General features: G+C 36.3%; 20 protein-coding genes and 3 tRNA genes. All 23 read left to right on the top strand.

Features of this window, described 5'->3' with window-relative positions:
• Window positions 1-16: 16 nt before the first annotated feature.
• The 23 genes from glpK to yihA all read left to right on the top strand — a co-directional run bounded on the left by glpK (window position 17) and on the right by yihA (window position 21,054).
• Window positions 17-1,510 carry a glycerol kinase GlpK gene (glpK, locus tag ACYQ3D_RS10600; protein WP_459838342.1) on the top strand — a complete coding sequence of 498 codons (1,494 nt, stop codon included), beginning with the start codon at window positions 17-19 and terminating at the stop codon, window positions 1,508-1,510.
• A 188-nt stretch (window positions 1,511-1,698) separates the two neighbouring features.
• Window positions 1,699-3,177 carry an NAD(P)/FAD-dependent oxidoreductase gene (locus tag ACYQ3D_RS10595; protein ID WP_459838341.1) on the top strand — a complete coding sequence of 493 codons (1,479 nt, stop codon included), beginning with the start codon at window positions 1,699-1,701 and terminating at the stop codon, window positions 3,175-3,177.
• The gene (locus tag ACYQ3D_RS10590; RefSeq protein ID WP_459838340.1) at window positions 3,170-4,444 is read left to right on the top strand and encodes an NAD(P)/FAD-dependent oxidoreductase; all 1,275 of its coding nucleotides are present in this window, start codon (window positions 3,170-3,172) and stop codon (window positions 4,442-4,444) included. The genes ACYQ3D_RS10595 and ACYQ3D_RS10590 overlap by 8 nt, the downstream gene beginning before the upstream one ends.
• Window positions 4,444-4,815, top strand: coding sequence for a DUF1667 domain-containing protein (locus ACYQ3D_RS10585; protein WP_459838339.1), 372 nt, complete (start codon window positions 4,444-4,446; stop codon window positions 4,813-4,815). The genes ACYQ3D_RS10590 and ACYQ3D_RS10585 overlap by 1 nt, the downstream gene beginning before the upstream one ends.
• A 458-nt stretch (window positions 4,816-5,273) precedes the next feature.
• A complete protein-coding gene (dhaM, locus tag ACYQ3D_RS10580) occupies window positions 5,274-5,666 on the top strand; it encodes a dihydroxyacetone kinase phosphoryl donor subunit DhaM (protein ID WP_459838338.1) in 393 nt (130 codons plus the stop codon).
• An 83-nt stretch (window positions 5,667-5,749) separates the two neighbouring features.
• Window positions 5,750-6,610 (top strand): NAD(P)/FAD-dependent oxidoreductase, encoded by an 861-nt coding sequence (locus tag ACYQ3D_RS10575; RefSeq protein WP_459838337.1) that lies wholly within the window; start codon window positions 5,750-5,752, stop codon window positions 6,608-6,610.
• Window positions 6,611-6,755: 145 nt separating this feature from the next.
• Complete coding sequence (locus ACYQ3D_RS10570; RefSeq protein ID WP_459838336.1) at window positions 6,756-7,157, top strand: hypothetical protein; 402 nt, start codon at window positions 6,756-6,758, stop codon at window positions 7,155-7,157.
• Window positions 7,158-7,213: 56 nt separating this feature from the next.
• Window positions 7,214-7,648, top strand: coding sequence for a Fur family transcriptional regulator (locus ACYQ3D_RS10565; protein ID WP_459838335.1), 435 nt, complete (start codon window positions 7,214-7,216; stop codon window positions 7,646-7,648).
• 86 nt (window positions 7,649-7,734) lie between these two features.
• Window positions 7,735-9,144, top strand: coding sequence for a CCA tRNA nucleotidyltransferase (locus tag ACYQ3D_RS10560; protein ID WP_459838334.1), 1,410 nt, complete (start codon window positions 7,735-7,737; stop codon window positions 9,142-9,144).
• Window positions 9,131-9,997, top strand: a complete 867-nt coding sequence (locus ACYQ3D_RS10555) for a fumarate hydratase (RefSeq protein ID WP_459838333.1) — start codon at window positions 9,131-9,133, stop codon at window positions 9,995-9,997. The genes ACYQ3D_RS10560 and ACYQ3D_RS10555 overlap by 14 nt, the downstream gene beginning before the upstream one ends.
• Complete coding sequence (locus tag ACYQ3D_RS10550) at window positions 9,997-10,521, top strand: Fe-S-containing hydro-lyase (RefSeq protein WP_459838332.1); 525 nt, start codon at window positions 9,997-9,999, stop codon at window positions 10,519-10,521. Before ACYQ3D_RS10555 ends, ACYQ3D_RS10550 begins: the two co-directional genes overlap by 1 nt.
• Window positions 10,522-10,724: 203 nt before the next feature.
• Entirely contained in the window at window positions 10,725-11,471 is a 747-nt protein-coding gene (gene rph, locus ACYQ3D_RS10545) for a ribonuclease PH (protein ID WP_459838353.1), read from the top strand.
• Between the two features lie 2 nt (window positions 11,472-11,473).
• On the top strand, window positions 11,474-12,061 hold the full coding sequence (locus tag ACYQ3D_RS10540; protein WP_459838331.1) for an XTP/dITP diphosphatase: 588 nt from the start codon (window positions 11,474-11,476) through the stop codon (window positions 12,059-12,061).
• An 8-nt stretch (window positions 12,062-12,069) separates the two neighbouring features.
• Window positions 12,070-12,549, top strand: coding sequence for a metallophosphoesterase (locus tag ACYQ3D_RS10535; protein ID WP_459838330.1), 480 nt, complete (start codon window positions 12,070-12,072; stop codon window positions 12,547-12,549).
• Between the two features lie 160 nt (window positions 12,550-12,709).
• Window positions 12,710-12,786, top strand: a tRNA-Pro gene (locus tag ACYQ3D_RS10530).
• Window positions 12,787-12,792: 6 nt separating this feature from the next.
• A tRNA-Gly gene (locus ACYQ3D_RS10525) sits at window positions 12,793-12,868 on the top strand.
• A 10-nt stretch (window positions 12,869-12,878) separates the two neighbouring features.
• Window positions 12,879-12,963: transfer RNA gene (locus tag ACYQ3D_RS10520), tRNA-Leu, on the top strand.
• A 118-nt stretch (window positions 12,964-13,081) separates the two neighbouring features.
• Window positions 13,082-14,359, top strand: coding sequence for a trigger factor (gene tig, locus ACYQ3D_RS10515; RefSeq protein WP_459838328.1), 1,278 nt, complete (start codon window positions 13,082-13,084; stop codon window positions 14,357-14,359).
• Window positions 14,360-14,416: 57 nt separating this feature from the next.
• Window positions 14,417-15,013: an ATP-dependent Clp endopeptidase proteolytic subunit ClpP gene (gene clpP / locus ACYQ3D_RS10510; RefSeq protein ID WP_459838327.1), complete on the top strand. Its 597-nt coding sequence runs from the start codon at window positions 14,417-14,419 to the stop codon at window positions 15,011-15,013.
• Window positions 15,014-15,037: 24 nt separating this feature from the next.
• Window positions 15,038-16,291, top strand: a complete 1,254-nt coding sequence (gene clpX, locus ACYQ3D_RS10505) for an ATP-dependent Clp protease ATP-binding subunit ClpX (protein ID WP_459838326.1) — start codon at window positions 15,038-15,040, stop codon at window positions 16,289-16,291.
• Window positions 16,292-16,378: 87 nt separating this feature from the next.
• Window positions 16,379-18,070 (top strand): ATP-dependent protease LonB, encoded by a 1,692-nt coding sequence (lonB, locus tag ACYQ3D_RS10500; RefSeq protein WP_459838325.1) that lies wholly within the window; start codon window positions 16,379-16,381, stop codon window positions 18,068-18,070.
• 34 nt (window positions 18,071-18,104) lie between these two features.
• Entirely contained in the window at window positions 18,105-20,483 is a 2,379-nt protein-coding gene (gene lon, locus ACYQ3D_RS10495; RefSeq protein WP_459838324.1) for an endopeptidase La, read from the top strand.
• The gene (gene yihA / locus ACYQ3D_RS10490; RefSeq protein WP_459838323.1) at window positions 20,470-21,054 is read left to right on the top strand and encodes a ribosome biogenesis GTP-binding protein YihA/YsxC; all 585 of its coding nucleotides are present in this window, start codon (window positions 20,470-20,472) and stop codon (window positions 21,052-21,054) included. The genes lon and yihA overlap by 14 nt, the downstream gene beginning before the upstream one ends.
• The last annotated feature ends 120 nt before the right edge of the window (window positions 21,055-21,174 follow it).

The raw sequence follows: 21,174 nt of genomic DNA, 5'->3' as shown, positions 1-21,174 counted from the left end.
TAAGGGGGCTAAATTAATGAAAAAATATATTTTATCTATTGACCAAGGAACAACAAGTTCACGAGCAATTGTATTTGATCACGATGGGAAAGAGGTTAGTGTAGCTCAGAAAGAATTTACTCAGCATTATCCAGAGAATGGTTGGGTAGAACATGATGCTAATGAAATCTGGGGTACTACTATTGGAGTAATAGCAGATGCTTTAGGAAAGGCGGATATTAATCCTAAACAAGTAGAAGGAATCGGAATTACTAATCAGAGAGAAACTACAGTTGTTTGGGATGCAGAAACAGGTAAGCCAATTCATAACGCCATTGTCTGGCAGGATAGAAGAACTGCTAGTATTTGTGATCAACTAGAAGAAGAAGGCTATAAAGATCTTATCCAAGAAAAGACAGGATTAATACTTGATGCTTATTTTTCTGGGACAAAGATTAAATGGATTTTGGATAATGTAGAAGGAGCTAGAGAAAGAGCTGAAGAAGGTAAGTTAAGATTTGGTACTATAGATAGTTGGTTGATTTGGAAGTTAACAGGTGGAGAAGTCCACGTAACTGATTATACAAATGCTTCTCGAACTATGATCTTTAATATTCATGATCTAGAGTGGGATCAAGAACTACTTGATATTTTAGATATTCCAGAGGCTATGTTACCGGAAGCAAAATCTAGTAGTGAAGTTTACGGGCAAACGATAGATTACCATTTCTTTGGTGAAAATGTACCAATAGCTGGTATAGCTGGTGATCAACAGGCTGCCTTATTTGGGCAAGGATGTTATGACCAAGGAATGGCTAAAAACACTTATGGTACTGGCTGTTTCTTATTAATGAATACTGGTGAAGAGCCTGTTAAATCAGAAAATCAGTTATTGACCACTATTGCTGCTGGAGTTGATGGTCCTAAATATGCGCTAGAGGGTAGTATCTTTATTGCTGGAGCTGCAATTCAATGGTTACGAGATGAGATGAACTTAGTTGAAGAAGCTCCTGATTCTGAATATTTTGCTACTAAAGTAGACGGTACGGATGGAGTTTATGTAGTACCAGCCTTTTCCGGTTTAGGTGCACCTTATTGGGATATGTATGCTCGAGGAACTATTATAGGCTTAACCCGAGGTACTAATAAAGATCATGTTATCAGAGCTACTTTAGAATCTTTAGCTTATCAAACTAGAGATGTATTACAGGCTATGGAAGCTGATTCAGGAATTGATCTTAAAGAGTTAGGAGTTGATGGTGGAGCAGTAGCTAATGACTTTTTAATGCAGTTCCAAGCTGATATTTTAGGTACTCCAGTAGAAAGACCAGAATATACAGAAACTACTGCTTTAGGAGCAGCTTATTTAGCAGGATTAGCAATCGGATATTGGGATAGTAAAGAGGAAGTGTTAGCTAAACGAAGAGTAGATGAGACATTTGAGCCTAAGATGGAAGAAGAGAAGAAAGAAAAATTATATGCTGGCTGGAAGAAAGCTGTTGGCCGAGCACAAGATTGGGCAGAAGAGTAAATTATAAATTAAATGCAAATAAATTTGCATAAAATCTAATATTATGATACACTTATCCTAGAGTACAATACAAAAGCATATATAAACTTGTGGAGAATATAAAGAGACCACATTTAAGTACTTGGGGAGTAGTGTGCTTGCTTCTCAAGGCTTAGATGTGGTTTTTATTATTATAGGGGGGATCAAATTTGAAAAACAAAACTGATGTTTTAATTATTGGTGGAGGAGTAACGGGATGTTTTATTGCTCGTGAATTAGCCCAATATGAATTAGATATTACTTTAGTAGAAAAAGAACCTGATGTCTGCACAGGAACTAGTAAAGCTAATACTGCTTTACTCCATGCTGGATTTAATGCTGATTCTAATAAATTAAAAGGAAGATTGAATGTTAGAGGAAATGAATTATATCGGACAAGAATTCAACATGAATTAGATGTACCAATTGAATGGATAGGAGCTATGGTAGTAGCAGAAGATGAAGATCACATTCCTAAGTTAGAAAGAATATTAGAGAATGGCCAGGAAAATGGAGTTCCAGACTTAGAAATTGCTACTGGAGATAGATTATTTGAATTAGAACCAAATTTAGGTGAAGATGCTGTAGCAGCTTTATTTGCTCCAACTGCTGGGATAGTTAATCCTTTTGAATTGACTGTAGGTTTAGCCAACAATGCAGTCAGAAATGGGGCTGATGTAATATTAGAAGCTGGAGTATTAGATATTGAGGACCAGGGGGCTTATAAAACTGTAAAAACAGCTAAAGGAAATATTGATGCTGAGTTAGTTATTAATGCTGCTGGATTATATGCTGATAAAGTAGCTAATATGGTTGGAATAGATGATTTTGAAATTACTCCTCGAAGAGGAGAATATTACTTGTATGACAAAAAGATGGAGATTGATGTGGGGCGAACGATCTTTCCGGTTCCAACTGAGGTTAGTAAAGGAATTGTAGTTACTCCAACTGATGAAGATAATTTATTAATTGGACCTAATGCTGAAGAGATAGAAGATGTAGAAAATAAGGCAACTACTAGAGAAGGATTAGATGAAGTAATGAATGGAGCTCAAAAGACTATTCCTGGTTTAAGTAAAAAAGGTGTGATTAAAGAATTTGTAGGATTAAGACCGGCTATTAAAGAAACTGAAGATTTTTTAATTGAAGCTAGTGATCAAGTGCCGGGCTTTATCAATGTAGCTGGAATCCAATCACCAGGTTTAGCTTCTTCACCAGCTATTGCTGAAATGGTAGTTGGAATTGTGGAAGATGAATTAGAAGGCTTAACACCTGATCCAGATTTTGATCCACATTATCAAGGACCACCTAAGTTTAGACATCTGAGCCACGAAGAACAGGCTGAATTAGTTGCCGAAGATCCAGATTATGGTCAAATTATTTGTCGCTGTGAAAGTGTAACTAAAGGAGAAATTATTGATGCAATTCATGAGCCAGTAGGAGCGAAAACAGTTAATGCCATTAAGAGGAGAGTAAGACCAGGAGCAGGAAGATGTCAAGGTGGATTCTGTGAACCTAAAGTAGTTGAGATTTTAGCTGAAGAATTAGATATTCCTAAAACAGAAGTCAAACTTGAAAGTGAAGCTTCTCAACTCTTAGTAGATAAAACTAAAGATATTTTAGTGAAAGAGGTGGGAACTGATGAATAAACAAGAATATGAATTAGTAGTAGTTGGTGGTGGGCCAGCCGGATTAGCAGCAGCTCAATCAGCTTATGATCAAGGGATTAGAGATATATTAATTATTGAACGTGATTTTGAGTTAGGTGGTATTTTACAACAGTGTATTCATAATGGATTTGGTTTACATTATTTTGGCGAAGAATTAACCGGCCCAGAATATGCCCAACAATTTATGGAAAATGTTAAAGAGCGTGGTGTTGATATTAAATTAGATACAATGGTGTTAGAAGTTACGCCTGATAAGCAAGTTTATGCTATTAATTCTGAAGAAGGGATGCTAGAGATTGATGCTCAAGCTGTAATTTTAGCTATGGGTTGTCGAGAAAGGACTAGAGAAGCAATTGATATTCCTGGTTCTAGACCAGCTGGAGTTTATAGTGCTGGAACAGCCCAAAGATATATCAATATGGAACAGAGAATGCCGGGGGAAAAGGTTGTAATTTTAGGTTCTGGTGATATTGGCTTAATTATGGCTCGTAGAATGCATTTAGAGGGGGCAGATGTAGAAGCAGTATTAGAGATAATGCCTTTCTCTGGTGGGTTAACCCGTAATATTGTTCAGTGTTTAGATGATTTTGATATTCCTTTACGGATGCAGCAGACTGTAACAGAAATTCATGGTAAAGATCGACTAGAAGGGGTTACAGTAGCTGAAGTTGATGATAATTTCCAACCGATTCCAGGTACAGAATATGAAATTGAATGTGATACTTTACTATTATCTGTTGGTTTAATTCCGGAAAATGAACTATCAACTGAAGCAGGAGTTAAATTACATGATGTAACAGGCGGACCAATAGTCAATGAAGGTAGAGAGACTAACATTGAAGGTATTTTTGCTTGTGGTAATGTACTTCACGTTCATGATTTAGTGGACTGGGTAACAGAAGAAAGTCTGATAGCAGGTAAAACAGCTGCTTCATATTTAGAAGATGAATTAGCTAAAAGAGAAGAGGAAATTGCAGTTGAGCCAGGAGAAAATGTAGGTTATATAGTACCACAGAAGATAACTAATCAGGTTGAGGATAGAAAAAGAGTGGACTTATATATGAGAGCTAAACAGCCAATGGAAAATGTGACTTTAAACTTATATGCTGGAGAAGAAAAATTATTTGATAAAACTGAACGCCGAGTTGAACCTGGGGAGATGATTACTTTTCCAGTTCCTGAGCAGATGCTTGATGGTATAGATAGTGATAGTATTCAAGTTGATATTGTAAAGGAGGGAGAGTAATGGGCAAAACTGTAGAAATAACTTGTATTAGTTGTCCAAAGGGGTGTGATGTGGAGTTAGAAATTGATGATAATGATGAAATTAAACAGTTGGATGGTGCTAGTTGTCCTGCTGGAGAAAAATATGTTAAGAATGAATATTACAATCCTACTCGCATCTTACCTACTACAGCGAAAGTTAACGGTGGAGTTTTACCTTTAGTACCAGTTAAAAGTGAAGGGCCAATTCCTAAGGGATTACTAGAGGAGGCAATGGAAGAGATTGCTAAAGTGGAATTAGAGGCGCCAGTGGAGTTAGGAGATGTAGTTGTTGAAGATATACTTGATACTGGTGTAGATATAGTAGCTACTAGGGATTTACCACAACAATAAATATAAATTATTAATTACTAGACCATATGTAGTCTGCTAGGCTATATATGGTCTTTTTATTTTTTGGGACTATTGATATAAAGTGGCACTTTATATCAGCTATCAGCTGTCTGCTATGTGTCGTGAGCCAAGTCAAATTCTTCAATTCAAAATTATAAACCTAGTTCAACCTCTGAAAACATAGTAATCTTAAAGGATTAAATGTTGAATTTAAAGGTTTTGAATTAGCTGATAGCTCATAGCAGATAGCTGACGATTGTGTCACCTTCGGTGACACAATATATCAATTAAACAAGACTATTTACCTAACAGGTGATATCTTTCTCTCTGTTATAATACATATGTTAATACTACTGGTTTATCCTAAACATCCTGTGATTTAGCGTGAAATTTAAGATATAATCTGTTAAAATGATAAATAACATCTTTAGGAAATGGAGGAAGGGGGGGGAGAGTAAATGATTGGGATTGTACTTGTCTCGCATAGTAAAAAGCTAGCTGAAGGAGTAGAAGAATTAGCTAGAGAAATGGTTCCGAGAGAGTTACCTCTAATTTCTATTGGTGGAGCTGGGGAAGATAGAATTGGAACGGATATAGATGAAATAATTGAAGCCGTTAAGGAAGTTTATACTGAGCAAGGGGTTCTAATTATTGGGGATGTTGGTAGTACTTTATTGAATTCTAAAAAAGCGCTTGAAGTATTAGAATTAGATGGTTGTAATAATATAGCAGTAAGTAATGCTCCGTTGGTAGAGGGGGCTTTGATAGCAGTTGTTGAGGCTAATTTAGGTAAGAGTCTAATCGAAGTTAAAAGAAAGATAGAAAGCAAACGGATTATTGAATTGATATAATCTGGCTGATAAGCTATAATTAATAGAATATTGCTACATATTATTTAATAGACAGAGAAGTTATATCAACTGGAGGGATTATAGTGGCAACAGAAACTTATGATTTAGCAATTGTAGGAGCTGGACCAGCAGGTATGTCAGCAGCAATTAATGCGAATGCTCGAGATAAAAGCGCAGTGATTTTTAATAGTGGAGAACTGGCTAAGAAAATTGATTGGGCCCCCGAAGTTAATAATTATTTAGGTTTTAGTAATATTAGTGGTCCTGAGTTGGCCCAAAATTTCATTTCTCATATTGAAGATTTAGAGATTCCGGTTATTGAGGAAAAAGTTGTTAAAGCTTATCCTATGGCCGACCAACAGATAATGCTTACTACTAATAGTCAAAATTATGAAGTTAAAAAACTAATTTTAGCTATCGGGGTAGTCCAAAAGGCTGAAATAGAAGGTGAAGCTAAGTTTCTAGGCCAGGGGATTAGTTATTGTGCTACTTGTGATGGTAAACTATATCAGGATAAAGATGTTTTTGTGATTAGTGATAGTCAACATCATGAAGAAGAGGCTAATTTTTTAGCTGATATCTGTGCTAATGTATATTATGTAGCTCAGTATGATGAAGTAAAAAAATTAGATGATAGAATTCAGGTGGTTGATGGTAAAGTGGAAAAAATAAGTGGTGATAATTTAGCTAATCAGGTTCATTTGGATACAGGAAAATATGATGTAGATGGTATTTTTATTCTTAGAGAGACTGTTCCTCCCTCTGAAATAGTACCTGGCTTAGAGTTGACTGGGCAGTATATTGCAGTTGATCGCAATTTGGAGACTAATATAGATGGAGTCTATGCTGCCGGAGATTGTATAGGTCGTCCTTTACAGATTGGTAAAGCAGTAGGAGAAGGACAAGTGGCAGCTCTAAATGCTATCACAGAACTAGAGGATTAAATAGCTTATGATGGCTAAAATATAATAATTTTTCCTATATATTACCTGTTAGTTAGTGAATAAAGTAGCTAAAGGTTGAAAATAATGATAATAGAATTAATAATTTTTTATAGTAAGTTAACAATTTGACTAGCAGGTGATATGGATGTTTAATAAATTAGCTGTAATTGGTATTGGAGATAGTCGTAAACAGGATGAGGGATTAACTGCTTATTTATTAGATAGATTACAGGAATTATTTTCCAAGTGTGATATTTCTTTTAGACAGATCACTTCAGCTGGTCGGGAATTATATGAGTTATTAACCACTATTGAAGCTGAAAAAGTATTGATTTTAGATACAGATAGAGAGCTTGTAACTCCTGGTCAGGTTGATTATTTAAAGATAACTCCTAATCAAAATGAAGATTCTTTACAAGAATTACTAGTGATGACAATTGGTATTTTCAGTAATGAATGGGGCAAGAAGCTATCTGATATAATAGCTCAACAGTTATCTGAGATATTAGATAAAGTATATAATGCAGTTAATAGTTTGTTATGTTGACAGTGGAAGGTAGGGTACTGTATAATTAGGTTAAAAAGTCATAGTAGGTGAAATATATGGGAAATAAGTTAAATGATTTACGAGAAACACTAGCAGCTAAGAATTATAAATTAACTTCCCAGCGGAAGTTAATTTTGCAGATTTTATTGGATCACCAAGGTGAACATCTAAGTGCAGAAGAAATTTACCAGATCTTAAAAGAAGATAATTCAGGGATTGGGTTAGCTACTGTTTATCGTACGTTAGAGTTATTCTGTGATTTGAATATTATTCAACAGCTTAACTTTGATGAAGATAGAAGACGCTATGAATTAGAAGGTAGTAACCAAAATCACCATCATCATTTAATTTGTGAAGATTGTGGTCAGGTGATTGAGTTTAATGATCAAATACTAGAGAAGTTTGAACAGGATTTAGAAGCTAAGTATGATTTTAGTGTAATTAAACATCGGATTAAATTTTACGGTCAGTGTCAAGAGTGTCAAGGATAATATATAGTTTGGTCTGAATTCCAGAGTAGGTCTGGGTCTTTTTTTGGCTTAGGTGAATTTTTTGTGTCCTAAAGGGGAGCATAATTATGGAAGAAATGATTACTTTACAGAATATAGTTAAGCAGTATCAAGCTCAGGCTTATCTTGTAGGTGGAGCTGTTAGAGATTATTTATTGGAGAGAGAAACCAATGATTTTGATTTAGTTATTGTCGGGCCAACTAAACAGATAGCTAATGAGTTTTCGACTTTATATCAGGGGAGTCTAGTAGAGCTAGATCAAGAACACCAGATTTATCGGGTAACAATTGCGGATCAGGAGTATGATTTTGCTGACTTACAAGATGACTCAATTAAGGAAGACTTAGCAAACCGTGATTTTACTATTAATGCGTTAGCTATTTCTTTATCGCAAATTGAATTAAAGCAGACTGGTTACTCTTTCGCACCAGCTGATATACAACAAGTTGCAGGTGGGTTTCAGGATTTAGAAGAAGGTAAAATTAGAGCTGTTAGTGATAATGTCTTTTCTGCTGATCCTATAAGATTGTTAAGAGCTATTAGATTTAAAGCTCAGTTAGGTTTTTCTATAGCTAAAAAGACAGAAAAATTAATGCAAGCTGTTAGTAGTCAGATAACAGAGATAGCTTCTGAGCGAATAAAAGAGGAATTATTTAAGATTTTAGCTAGGAAGAATGCTGCCTGTAATTTAGCTTATCTAGAGAATAAATTTTCTTTATTATCTAATTTATTTCCTGATATCCAAGAATTAAAACAGAGAGGTCAGTGTCAGTATCACTGTGAAGATATTTGGACGCATAGTGTTTATGCTTTAGAAAAATTAGAGGGATTATTACAGAAAGATTTTTGGGCTAACCGGATTGATTATTCGCAGTTGCCCGTATTAAAATTTGCGCTATTATTTCATGATATCGGCAAGTTATTAACCGAAGAGATAATAGATGGTGAAGTCCACTTTTATGGTCACCATAAAGAAGGAGCTATCTACTTACAGCCGATTTTAGAGGATTTTGCTTTTAGTAACCAGGAGATTTCTTTGATAACAACTTTAATTAGATATCATATGCGGCCTGGGGCTTTATTTTATGCTACTAATTTAACCAAGAAGGGGAAATATAGATTTTTTAAAGCTGCTTCTGACCAAGTAGTTGCTGTCTGTTTATTAGCAGGAGCTGATATGTTAAGCACTAGAATTTTAAATGATAGATTAGAGGATGTTGGTGCTAGTCTGGAGTTTTTTCAAAAGTTAGTCGTAGAAGCAGAGCAGATGGCAGAGGATACAGATCAGCCTTTATTGACTGGTACTGATCTAATAGATCTATTTTCCCTTACTGAAGGTCCTCAGATAGGAGAGATTCTTGATCAACTAGAGGAAGCTCAAGCTACAGGAGAGATAACTACCCGCGAGGAAGCCATTGAGTATGTTGCGCAGAATTGTAAATCAGTTAAAGGAGGCAGGATAAATGGGCCACATTAGAGCACAAGAGATTACTAAAACGGTAGCTGAATTATGCCAAGAAGCTAACTATAATTTAGGTCAAGATGTTATCGAGCGAATTGAGGCGGGCTACAAGGAGGCTGATTCACCAGTAGCAGAAGAAATCTTAAGTCAACTATTAGAGAATGCTCAGATTGCTAAAGAAAAACAAAAACCAATCTGTCAAGATACAGGAATGGCTGTTATCTTTGTAGAAGTAGGAGAAGAGGTACAGATAAGTGATGGTGACTTATATCAGGCTATCAATGCTGGAGTTCGCCAAGGTTATAAGAAAGGATATCTAAGAAAATCAGTTGTTGCTGATCCAGTATTTGTTCGCGAGAATACATCTGATAATACTCCAGCTGTAATACATACTGAGTTAGTGCCTGGTAATCAATTAAAAATTACTGTAGCTCCTAAGGGTTTTGGTAGTGAGAATATGACGCAGTTAAAGATGTTAAAACCTACTGAAGGAGCCCAAGGAGTTAAGGATTTTGTCCTCCAGGTTGTTCAAGAAGCTGGCCCAAATCCTTGTCCTCCAGTGGTAGTAGGAGTTGGGATTGGCGGTACTGTAGAACAGGCTGCTTTATTAGCTAAGAAGTCATTGATCCGCCCTTTAGGAGAGCATAACTCTCAAGCTGAGTATAAAAAATTAGAGACGGAATTATTAACTGAGATTAACGAGACAGATATTGGCCCGCAAGGTTTAGGTGGTAAGTTAACTGCTTTAGCAGTTAATATAGAAACTTATCCGACTCATATTGCTGGTTTGCCAGTAGTTGTTAATCTAAACTGTCATGTGACTCGGCACAAAGAGGCAGTTTTATCAGGTAGCGGGAGTGATCTATAATGGCTGAAGTTGCCCTAGAAATGCCAGTTAGTGAAGCTGAGATAAGAGAGTTACAAGCCGGGGATAAAGTGTTATTATCAGGGGTTATCTATACGGCTCGTGATGCTGCTCATAAAAGATTAGTAACTGCTTTAGAAGCTGGGCAAGAGTTACCCTTTACTGTAGAAGGAAGTGCAATTTATTATGTTGGCCCTGCTCCTGCTAAACCAGATGAGGTAATTGGGTCCGCTGGGCCAACTACTAGTTATCGGATGGATCCTTTCACCCCTAGTTTATTACAAGAAGGACTAAGGGTTATGATAGGAAAAGGGAACAGAAATCAGCAAGTAAAAGATTCTATGCAACAACAAGGAGCAGTCTACTTAGGAGCTACTGGTGGAGCAGCTGCTTTGATTTCAGAGTGTATTACTGCTGTAGAAGTTATTGCTTATCCTGATTTAGGGCCAGAAGCAGTCAGGCGATTAGAAGTAGAAGACTGGCCTTTGATTTGTGTAATTGATAGCCAGGGGAATAGCTTGTATTAATTTATAATTAACAATTGAGAATTGACAATTGAAACCCTTTTAAATCATTGATGTAGTATAGAGATTATATGGTTTTGACCTTTAATTATAAATTGTTAATTGTCCATTGTCAATTGACTTAAAAAGTAGAGGTGGCGATAAAAGTGGGATTTTCAGTTAATATTGGTGACCGGCTTGAAGACTTAAATGAAGGAGAGATTAATGTGACACGAGCTGATGGTCGTAAAGAGAACAATCAATTAAGATCAGTCCAAATAACTAGAGATTTTACTAAATATGCTGAAGGGTCTGTACTAGTAGAAACTGGCGATACAAAGGTAATTTGTAATGCTTCAGTAGAGGATAGCGTGCCTTATTTTCTGCGCGGGGAAGGACAAGGGTGGTTAACAGCTGAATATTCTATGTTACCTAGAGCTACTGAAGAAAGGAATATCCGAGAGGCTGCTAAAGGTAAATTAAGCAGTCGGACCCAAGAGATTAGACGGTTGATTGGTCGGGCTTTGCGTTCAGTAGTTGATTTGGAGGTGTTAGGAGCTCGGACAATCTGGTTGGACTGTGATGTGATTCAAGCAGATGGAGGAACTAGAACTGCTTCGATTACTGGTGCTTTTGTAGCTTTAGTTGATGCCTTTGCTTATATGCTAGAGGAGTCTTTAATTGAAGAATTTCCCGTAGATGATTTTGTAGCTGCTGTTAGTGTGGGGATTGTAGATGATGAGTTATTATTGGATTTGTGTTATGAAGAAGATAAACAGGCCCAAGTTGATATGAATTTAGTAATGACTGCTACAGGTGAAATTATTGAAATCCAAGGCACAGGAGAAAAAAGTCCTTTTTCCCAAGCTAATATGAGGCAGTTAGTTGCGTTAGCGGAAGAAGGAATCGCAGAGTTAATTACAGCCCAAAAACAAGTTTTAGGAGAGCAAGTTGATTTATTAGAGGAGGATTAAAAGTGAGATTATTCTTAGCCACAGGAAATGACCATAAAATTAAAGAAGTAATAGAGATGCTTGCTGATACAGATATAGAAGTGGTATCTAAGTATGATTTTTCCCAAGTACCTGAGGTTGTAGAGGATGCTACTACTTTTAGAGGCAATGCACTAAAGAAAGCAAGGGAATTATGTAACTATACTGGATTATCTACTATAGCTGATGATTCAGGTTTAGTAGTAGAGGCTTTAGATGGACAACCAGGTGTTTATTCAGCTCGGTTTGCAGGTTCAGAGGCTAGTGACCAAGCTAATAATCAAAAATTATTAAGGTTGTTAAAGGATACTCCTCAGTCTCAGCGAGATGCTTATTTTACTTGTGCTATAGCTCTAGTAACTTCCGAAGAGAGGGAAGAAGTAGTTACTGGTAAATGTGAAGGTAGAATTGCTTCTGGTCCGCAAGGTAGGGCTGGATTTGGTTATGATCCATTATTTATTCCCGCAGGTTACCAAAAAAGTTTTGCTCAATTAGGTAGTCAGGTTAAGAATCAAATTAGTCATCGAGCTAAAGCATTAGACAAGATGAAACAGATTTTAGTGGAAATGTAGGTGATAAGATGAGAGTGGCAGTTTTTAGTGATGCCCATGGTAGGAGTCAACAAGTAAGACAGGCTTTAGAGCAGTTATCAGATATTGATTACTTATTATATGCTGGCGATGGAGTAGAGGATTTATTGAATAGTAACTTTTTAACTGATATAGAGACTATAGTTGTGCCCGGGAATCGTGATTTTGGAGTTGAACTTCCTAAAGAAAGGATAGTTGAACTGGCTAAGCAAAGAATATTTCTTACTCACGGCAATAATTATAATATTAAGTGGGGTTTAGACAAATTATATTATAGAGCTCAGGAAGAAGAAGCAGATATAGTTATTTTTGGCCATACTCATCGGAAGTTGGCCCAAGAAATAGAAGGGACTTTATTTTTTAATCCTGGTAGTATTGCTTTACCTCGTGATAGTCGTTATGGTAGTTATGGAGTGTTAGAGATTGAGTCTAGAGAGCTGGATTATCACCACCATCAGTTGTCTGATTGAATATTTTTCAGTTTTCTATTAAGGAGAAAACAATAGTTTATAGCAGTATATTATAGATTATTTGATTTAACTAACTCTAATGAAAGCTGATCTTTTTTGACCTGTTTTACGTTTTAGGTTATACTGTTAAATGTTGCACCAATATAAGGACGGAAAAGGACGGAGCATGGCTCAGCTTGGCAGAGCACCTGGTTTGGGACCAGGGGGTCGCAGGTTCAAATCCTGCTGCTCCGACCATTATTTGCGGGTGTAGCTCAGTGGCTAGAGCACCAGCCTTCCAAGCTGGGTGTCGCCGGTTCGAGTCCGGTCTCCCGCTCCACAATTTATATGCGAAGGTGGTGGAACTGGCAGACACGCTAGACTTAGGATCTAGTGCCGCAAGGCGTGTGGGTTCGACTCCCACCCTTCGCACCATCAATTTAAATTTGATTATAAACCTCGGAAACTTCCGAGGTGTTGTTTTTATTGGTTATTTATTCTGGTAGTTAAACATAATTATTTTTAATAAGAATAAAACAAGGAGGAAATACATATGAAGGTAAATACAGAAGAACTAGAAGGTAATAATATAGTAGTAGATGTTGAAGTAGAGGAAGAAAGAGTAGATGAAGCACTACAACAAGCTTACCAAAAGGTAGTTAAGGATGTAGAAGTACCAGGGTTTAGAAAAGGGAAAGTACCACGCAAAATTTTAGAACAAAAGTATGGTGCAGAAGTACTACATAAAGATGCTTTAGATATTTTAATTCCACAAGCTTATCAAGAGGCAGTTCAAGAAGCAGATATTGAACCAATAGCTAAACCAGAGATTACTGATGTCTTTATTGAAGAAGGTGAACCAGCTACGTTTACTGCTGAAGTAGAAGTTAAACCAGAGGTTGAATTAGGAGAGTATCAAGATTTAGATGTGGAAGCAGAAGAGATTGAAATAACAGATGAACAGATAGAACAGGAATTAGATGCTCGACGACATAAGCATGCTCAATTAGTAGCTACTGATAGAGATACAGTAGATAATGGAGATCATGTAACTATTGATTTTGCAGGTGCAGTAGACGGCGAACCTTTTGAAGGCGGTTCAGCTGAGGATTATAATTTAGAAATTGGTTCTGAACAGTTCATTCCTGGTTTTGAAGAACAGTTAGTAGGAGCTAAGGTAGGTCAGGAAGTAGAAGTAGAGGTTACTTTCCCTTCCGATTACCAAAAAGAGGAATTAGCAGGTGAAGAGGCAGTATTTGCAGTAACAGTTAAGGAAATTAAAGAAAAAGAAGTACCTGAATTAGATGATGAATTTGCTAAGGATTTAGAATTTGAATCTTTAGCTGAGTTAAAGCAGAGTATTGAAGATGAAATTGCAGAAAGAGAAGAACAACGAGTAGAAAGAGAATATCAGAATGAATTAGTTGCTGCTGTAGCAGAAAATGCTGAAGTAAATGTGCCGGAAACAATGGTTGAGGATGAAATTGATAATATGGTTAACCAGTTTAGAATGCAAGCCCAACAACAAGGTATTGACTTTGAAGAGTATCTAGAAATGACAGGTATGAGTGAAGAAGAGTTAAGAGAACAACACAGAGAAGATGCTGCAGATAGAGTGGAGTCTAATTTAGTTTTAGAAGCTATTGCAGCAGAAGAAGGAATTGAGGTTGCTGAAGAAGAAATAGATGAACAAGTGACTGAAATTGCTGAGCAACAAGGGCAGGATAAAGAACAAGTTAAAGCCTTTTTACAGATGCAAGGCCAGTTAGATGACTTGCGCGAGAATTTAAAAATGCAAAAGGCAATTGATTTTTTAGCGGAAAATAATTAAAAAGAGTTTAAAGAAGAAATAAGTTGGGTATAAATAAAAAAAGAAGGAGGGCCAAATATGAACTTAGTACCAACGGTAGTAGAACAGACTAATCATGGCGAACGTGCTTATGATATTTATTCTCGGCTACTTAAGGATCGGATTGTATTTATCGGCAGTCAGATTAATGACCAAGTAGCTAATACTGTAATTGCTCAGTTATTGTTTTTAGAAGCTGAAGATCCTGATAAAGATATCTACATATATATTAATAGTCCTGGTGGTTCTGTTACTGCAGCTTTAGCTATGTATGATACTATCCAGTATATTAAGCCTGATGTATCTACTATTTGTATGGGGCTTGGTGCTAGTGCTGCTGCACTATTGTTAGCTGGTGGGACTGCTGGTAAACGGTATGCTTTACCATATTCCCGAGTTATGATTCATCAGCCAATGGGTGGTGCAGAAGGCCAAGCTACTGATATTGAAATTCAAGCTAATGAAATCCTAGAATTGAAAGGTATCATTAATGATATCTTAGCTGAGCATACTGGGCAATCTAAAGAGAAGATTGCTGATGATGTTGAGCGAGATAATTTTATGTCAGCTGATGAGGCGCAAGAATATGGTATTATTGATGAGGTTATTACTCGAGAAGATGAAATTAAGGAGTAGATTCTTCTTTAAAGAGGTGATATGATGTTTAAATTTGGGGAGGAAAAAGGGCAGTTGAAATGTTCTTTCTGTGGTAAGGTCCAAGATCAGGTACAAAAACTTGTTGCTGGACCTGGAGTTTATATCTGTGATGAGTGTATTGAATTATGTAATGAAATTGTTGAAGAAGAGTTACAAGAAGATATGGAGACAAGCTTAGATGATGTTCCTAAGCCCCAAGAAATAGATGACTTCTTGGATCAGTACGTAATTGGTCAAGACGATGCTAAAAGAGCTTTAGCAGTAGCTGTTTATAATCATTATAAACGAGTTAATTCTGGGATGCAAGTTGATGATGTGGAACTGGAAAAGAGTAATATCTGTATGATTGGTCCTACTGGATCCGGTAAAACATTATTAGCTCAGACATTAGCTAGAATGTTAGATGTTCCATTTGCTATTGCTGATGCTACTTCTTTAACTGAAGCTGGTTACGTAGGAGAAGATGTAGAAAATATTCTCTTAAAGTTGATTCAAGCTGCTGATTATGATGTTGAAAAAGCAGAAAAGGGAATTATTTATATTGATGAGATAGATAAAGTAGCTCGTAAATCCGAAAATCCTTCTATTACCCGTGATGTCTCTGGAGAAGGAGTCCAGCAGGCGTTACTTAAGATTTTAGAAGGAACTGAAGCAAGTGTGCCACCGCAAGGAGGTCGTAAGCACCCTCATCAAGAGTTTATCGAGATAGATACGTCCAATATTCTCTTTATCTGTGGAGGAGCTTTTGATGGTTTAGATGAGGTTGTGCAGTCTAGAATAGGTAATAGTGTGTTAGGTTTTGGGGCTGATGTACAGAGTGAAGAAGAGCAAAATATAGGAGAAATTTTAAGTCATGTAATGTCCCAAGATCTATTAAATTACGGTTTGATTCCTGAATTAGTAGGACGTATTCCAGTGGTTGTAACATTAGATAAATTAGGTGAAGATGACTTAGTGGAAATTCTAACTGAACCGCGTAATGCTTTAGTTAAGCAATATACTAAGTTCTTTGAACTGGATAATATTGATTTAGAGTTTACAGAGGAAGCTTTACAAGCTATAGCTCGTAAGACTTTAGATCGTAATACAGGAGCGCGAGGTTTGCGATCTGTAGTTGAGGAATCAATTCTGGATATCATGTATGATATACCATCTTATGAAGATGTTACTAAGTGTATTATTACCGAGGAAGTAGTTGATGAGGACGATACTCCAAAATTAGTTAAGGTTGGTGACCAGAGAGAAGAAACTGCTTAACATTAGCAGTTTCTTCTTTATTTAAGGATAAAAACTCTCTCTTAGGGAAATAATAGATAAAGAATAATTTACTAAGGGGGAGTTAATGTGGATTTTGCTGTTAATATTTTTACTCTAGTGCAATTCTTTTTTACAGTAGTAATTGGACTATATTTTTGGAATTTGTTACAAAAACAACGTAGTAACAAAAAATCAATTAATAAGGAATCAAAGAAAGAACTTCAGAAATTACATAAAATGAGACAGAGATCTTTGACTAAACCATTGGCGGAGAAGATAAGACCAGATAGTTTCTCTGATATTGTAGGTCAAGAGGATGGGATTAAAGCTTTACAAGCAGCTTTGTGTGGTCCTAATCCCCAACATGTGATTATCTATGGTCCGCCTGGAGTAGGTAAAACAGCAGCAGCCAGACTAGTCTTAGAAGAAGCCAAGAAACGTTCTGATTCACCATTTGATAATGAATCTGATTTTGTGGAGTTAGATGCTACTACTGCTCGCTTTGATGAACGAGGAATTGCCGATCCCTTAATTGGATCAGTTCATGATCCTATTTATCAAGGGGCAGGAGCTATGGGGTCAGCCGGTATTCCGCAGCCTAAACCAGGAGCAGTAACCAAAGCGAATGGGGGTATGTTATTCATAGATGAGATTGGTGAATTACACCATATCCAGTTGAATAAACTGCTTAAAGTTTTAGAGGATAGAAAAGTGTTTTTAGAAAGCTCGTATTACCAAGAAAGTGATGATAATATACCTCGTCATATTCATGAGATCTTTCAAAAAGGTCTACCAGCTGATTTTAGATTAATAGGTGCTACCACAAGCAGACCACAGGAGATTCCACCAGCTATCCGTTCTCGTTGTTTAGAAATCTTTTTTAATCCTTTAATGCCTCAGGATATAGAAAATATTGTACATAGTGCCATTAAGAAAATAGATTTTGTAGTAGAAGAAGGAATTATAGAAGTGATTAAGAAGTATGCTACTAATGGTAGAGAGGCAGTAAATATGGTTCAGACAGCTGGCGGAATTGCTCTTACTGAAGGACGACATAAGATTAGAAAAAAGGATATAGAGCGAGTGATTATGAATGGCCAGTATTCACCACGTCCTTTAGATGATATTCCTGCTAACTCGCAGATAGGAGTAGTTAATGGTCTTGCTGTTATGGGAGCTAATAGAGGTATTGTGGACCAGTTAGAAGTCTCTGCTACTAGAGTGGGAGCAGGCAAAGGAAAATTGAATATTACTGGAGTTGCTGAAGAAGAGGAAAAAGGTAACCGGCATCGCAAAATCAGACATAAGAGTATGGTTAAGGATTCTGCTAAGAATGTGCTGACAGTAGTTAAAAAGATCTTAGATATAGATTTAAATCAATATGATATTCATATTGATTTTACTAGTGATATAGTAGTTGATGGCCCATCAGCAGGAGTAACTATGGCAGTAGCTTTATATTCTGCTTTAACTAATAAACCAGTTGATAATAAAGTAGCTATGACAGGAAAAATATCAGTTAATGGTTTGATTAGGCCTATTGGAGGGGTAATTCCTAAAGTTAGAGCTGCTGTTAGAGCTAATGCAGCTAAGATTTTAATTCCTAGTGAAAACTGGCAGGATTTATTTGCTAGTGAAGAATTTTCGGAAGTGGAGATTATTAAAGTTGATAGTTTAAAACAAGCTTTAGAGGAAGCAATTGTTGCTGAAGCTTTAGAAAAAGATGAAAACCTTGAATTTGATATAGAATTAGATTCTTTTTCTGCTTCGCTAGCTTAAATAAATGGAAGTTGTTGGATATGGAGGGATAGATATGGATAAAGATAAAGAACAAGAAATTGTAATGGAGAGTAGTGAAGAAGTAAATGTTGATACTGGTCACTTCCCCTTATTAGCTTTAAGGGGCTTGATCATTTTTCCTAATATGATTACCTCATTATTAGTAGGTAGAGATAAGTCAATAGCAGCTTTAGAGGAAGCAATGGAAGAAGATAAGAAGATTTTGTTAAGTGCTCAGGAAGATGAAAGAATAGAAGAACCTACTACTGATGATATATATGAGATCGGGACTATTGCTCAAGTAAAGCAGTTAATGAGACTTCCGGATGGAACAATTAAAATTTTAGTAGAAGGCTTAGAAAGAGTAAAATTAACTCAGATTACGCAAGAAGATCCTTATTTTGCAGCTGATTTTGAAGTTTTAAGAGCTGAAGAAACAGTAGAAGAGACAGAGTTAGAAGCTTTGATGCGCAGTGTAGTTAATAAGTTTGAAGAGTATGTAAAAGATAATAAAAAGTTACCGCCGGAAACAATGATGACAGTTACTAATATAGAGGAGCCAGGACGATTAGTTGACGTAATTGCTTCTCATATGTCATTAAAGGTTAAGCAACAACAGGATATCTTAGAATCTATTTCTTATCGGGATAGACTAGAAAAGATATATAGTATTTTGGAGAAAGAACTGGAAATTTTAGAGGTTAAGAATAAGATTAATGACCAAGTCCGGGAGCAGGTAGAAAAGAGACAAAAAGAGTATTATCTCAAGGAACAGATGAAGGCTATTAAGAATGAATTAGGTGATGGTGCTAATAGTGAAGTAGAAGAGTATAAAGAGAAAATTGAAGCAGCTGATTTACCAGATAATGTAACAGAAAAAGCAATTGAAGAGGCAGAGAAATTAGACAAGATGCCACCTAATGCTAACGAAGCAGTTGTAGTTAGAAAATATTTAGATTATATTTTGGATTTGCCTTGGAATGACTATAGTGAAGATAAATTAATTATTGATGAGGTTGAAGAACAGCTTAATCAAGATCACTATGGTTTAGAGGATGTTAAAGAACGTATTTTAGAGTACTTAGCAGTTAGGAAATTAAGTGATGAGATGAAGACCCCTATTTTGTGTCTTGTTGGCCCGCCTGGAGTGGGTAAGACTTCTTTAGGTAGGTCTGTTGCTGAATCAATTGGAAGAGAGTTTGTTCGACTTTCGTTAGGTGGCTTAAAGGATGAAGCAGAAATTAGAGGTCATAGACGAACTTATGTAGGAGCTAGACCAGGACGGATTATTAGTTCTATGAGTGATGCAGGTACTAAAAATCCTGTCTTCTTATTGGATGAAATCGATAAAGTTAAAGGAGACTTTAGAGGTGATCCTGCTGCTGCTTTATTAGAAGTGCTTGATCCAGAACAGAATAGTGAATTTAGCGATAATTATCTGGAGTTACCTTTTGATTTATCTGATGTACTATTTATTACTACAGCTAATACTACCGATACTATTCCTCGACCTTTATTGGACCGGATGGAAGTAATCAAAATTTCTGGTTATACAGAAGAGGAAAAAGTAGAGATTGCAGATCAGTTTTTACTACCAGAACAGGTAGAGAATCATGGGTTAGAGGAGAATGATTTAAAAATATCTCAAAATGCCTTACAACAGGTGATTAGAAATCATACCCGGGAAGCAGGAGTCAGAACTTTAGAAAGAAAATTAGCTTCTATTTGTCGTAAAGCAGCTAAGAAAGTAGTAGAAGGAAAAGAAAGATCTACTAGAGTTGATTTACGTAACCTTGAGAAGTATTTAGGAATTTCTAAATATAAATATGGTGAGATAGAAGAGGAAAATAGAGTAGGGGTAGTCACTGGTCTAGCCTGGACAACTACTGGTGGAGATATCCTTAATATAGAAGTATCTATTGTCCCAGGTGAAGGTAAACTGATTTTAACGGGTAAGTTAGGCGAGGTAATGAAGGAATCAGCCCAGACTGCTTTAAGTTATGCTCGTAGTAAAGCAGATGAGTTTGATTTTGAGGATGAATTTTATAAAGAGTATGATATACATGTTCATGTTCCCCAAGGAGCAATTCCTAAGGATGGTCCTTCAGCAGGGATTACTCTAGCTACAGCTTTGATTTCTGCTTTAGCTGATAGGCCAGTTAGTGGTAAGATTGCTATGACAGGAGAAGTGACTCTACGAGGTAAAGTACTTCCTGTAGGCGGTATTAAGAGTAAAGTATTAGCTGCGCAAAGAGCTGGTATAGAAAAGGTTATTCTCTGCCAAGAAAACGAAAAGAATTTAGAGAAGGTACCTGATAATGTAAAACAGGAGTTAGAATTTATGCTTGTAGAAGATATGGACCAAATTCTAGCTGAAGTTTTACTTCAGGAGGGTCAAGATGAAGATCAATAATCCTGAATTTATCTGTAGTGCCTACCAGAGAGAGGATTATCCTTATCATAATCTGCCAGAAATTGCTTTAGCTGGGCGCTCAAATGTAGGGAAATCATCTTTGGTTAATCAAATCATTAACCGTCATAATTTAGCTTTTACCAGTTCTCAGCCAGGTAAGACACAAGCAATTAACTTTTATAAGATAGATAATTATTTCTATTTTGTAGATCTACCGGGCTATGGTTTTGCTCGAGTGCCTGATAAAGTAAAAGAAGAGTGGAGTGTGATGATTGAGAATTATCTGTTTAATCGCTCCCATTTAGAAGGTATCATTTTGATAGTTGATGCCCGGCACAAACCAACTGATGATGATATAATGATGTATGATTGGTTATTAGAAATGCAATTGCCTACTTTAGTAGCAGCTACTAAAGTGGATAAATTAAAGAGGAGTGAACGCAAGCCGCAAGAAAAATTAATTAAAGAAACTTTGGAGTTAACTCCTTTTACTCCTTTTACTTTCTTTTCAGCTGAAACAGGAGAAGGGAAACAGGAAGTAGTTAAATTTATTAATCAATTCATTGATTAAGAGTGGGGATAGTATCTCCACTCTTTTCTTATTTAGGCTGGTTGTGTCAGCATGAGGAATCAGTGAATTTTTTACGGAAAGTTTTTATTAAAAATTTGTCTAGTATATTAAATTAACAAT

The organism is Halanaerobaculum tunisiense (genome assembly GCF_054657635.1).
The sequence above is the reverse complement of the archived record's forward strand: the minus strand, read 5'-3'. Positions and strand labels throughout refer to the sequence as shown.

Bases quoted from the DNA above. Each gene is read 5' to 3' on its own strand.
- ACYQ3D_RS10535 (WP_459838330.1), top strand. From the start codon at position 12,070: ATGAGAGTGGCAGTTTTTAGTGATGCCCATGGTAGGAGTCAACAAGTA.
- ACYQ3D_RS10555 (WP_459838333.1), top strand. From the start codon at position 9,131: ATGGGCCACATTAGAGCACAAGAGATTACTAAAACGGTAGCTGAATTA.
- ACYQ3D_RS10585 (WP_459838339.1), top strand. From the start codon at position 4,444: ATGGGCAAAACTGTAGAAATAACTTGTATTAGTTGTCCAAAGGGGTGT.
- ACYQ3D_RS10565 (WP_459838335.1), top strand. From the start codon at position 7,214: ATGGGAAATAAGTTAAATGATTTACGAGAAACACTAGCAGCTAAGAAT.
- glpK (WP_459838342.1), top strand. From the start codon at position 17: ATGAAAAAATATATTTTATCTATTGACCAAGGAACAACAAGTTCACGA.
- ACYQ3D_RS10590 (WP_459838340.1), top strand. From the start codon at position 3,170: ATGAATAAACAAGAATATGAATTAGTAGTAGTTGGTGGTGGGCCAGCC.
- ACYQ3D_RS10550 (WP_459838332.1), top strand. From the start codon at position 9,997: ATGGCTGAAGTTGCCCTAGAAATGCCAGTTAGTGAAGCTGAGATAAGA.
- dhaM (WP_459838338.1), top strand. From the start codon at position 5,274: ATGATTGGGATTGTACTTGTCTCGCATAGTAAAAAGCTAGCTGAAGGA.
- clpP (WP_459838327.1), top strand. From the start codon at position 14,417: ATGAACTTAGTACCAACGGTAGTAGAACAGACTAATCATGGCGAACGT.
- tig (WP_459838328.1), top strand. From the start codon at position 13,082: ATGAAGGTAAATACAGAAGAACTAGAAGGTAATAATATAGTAGTAGAT.
- ACYQ3D_RS10570 (WP_459838336.1), top strand. From the start codon at position 6,756: ATGTTTAATAAATTAGCTGTAATTGGTATTGGAGATAGTCGTAAACAG.
- ACYQ3D_RS10560 (WP_459838334.1), top strand. From the start codon at position 7,735: ATGGAAGAAATGATTACTTTACAGAATATAGTTAAGCAGTATCAAGCT.
- clpX (WP_459838326.1), top strand. From the start codon at position 15,038: ATGTTTAAATTTGGGGAGGAAAAAGGGCAGTTGAAATGTTCTTTCTGT.
- lon (WP_459838324.1), top strand. From the start codon at position 18,105: ATGGATAAAGATAAAGAACAAGAAATTGTAATGGAGAGTAGTGAAGAA.
- yihA (WP_459838323.1), top strand. From the start codon at position 20,470: ATGAAGATCAATAATCCTGAATTTATCTGTAGTGCCTACCAGAGAGAG.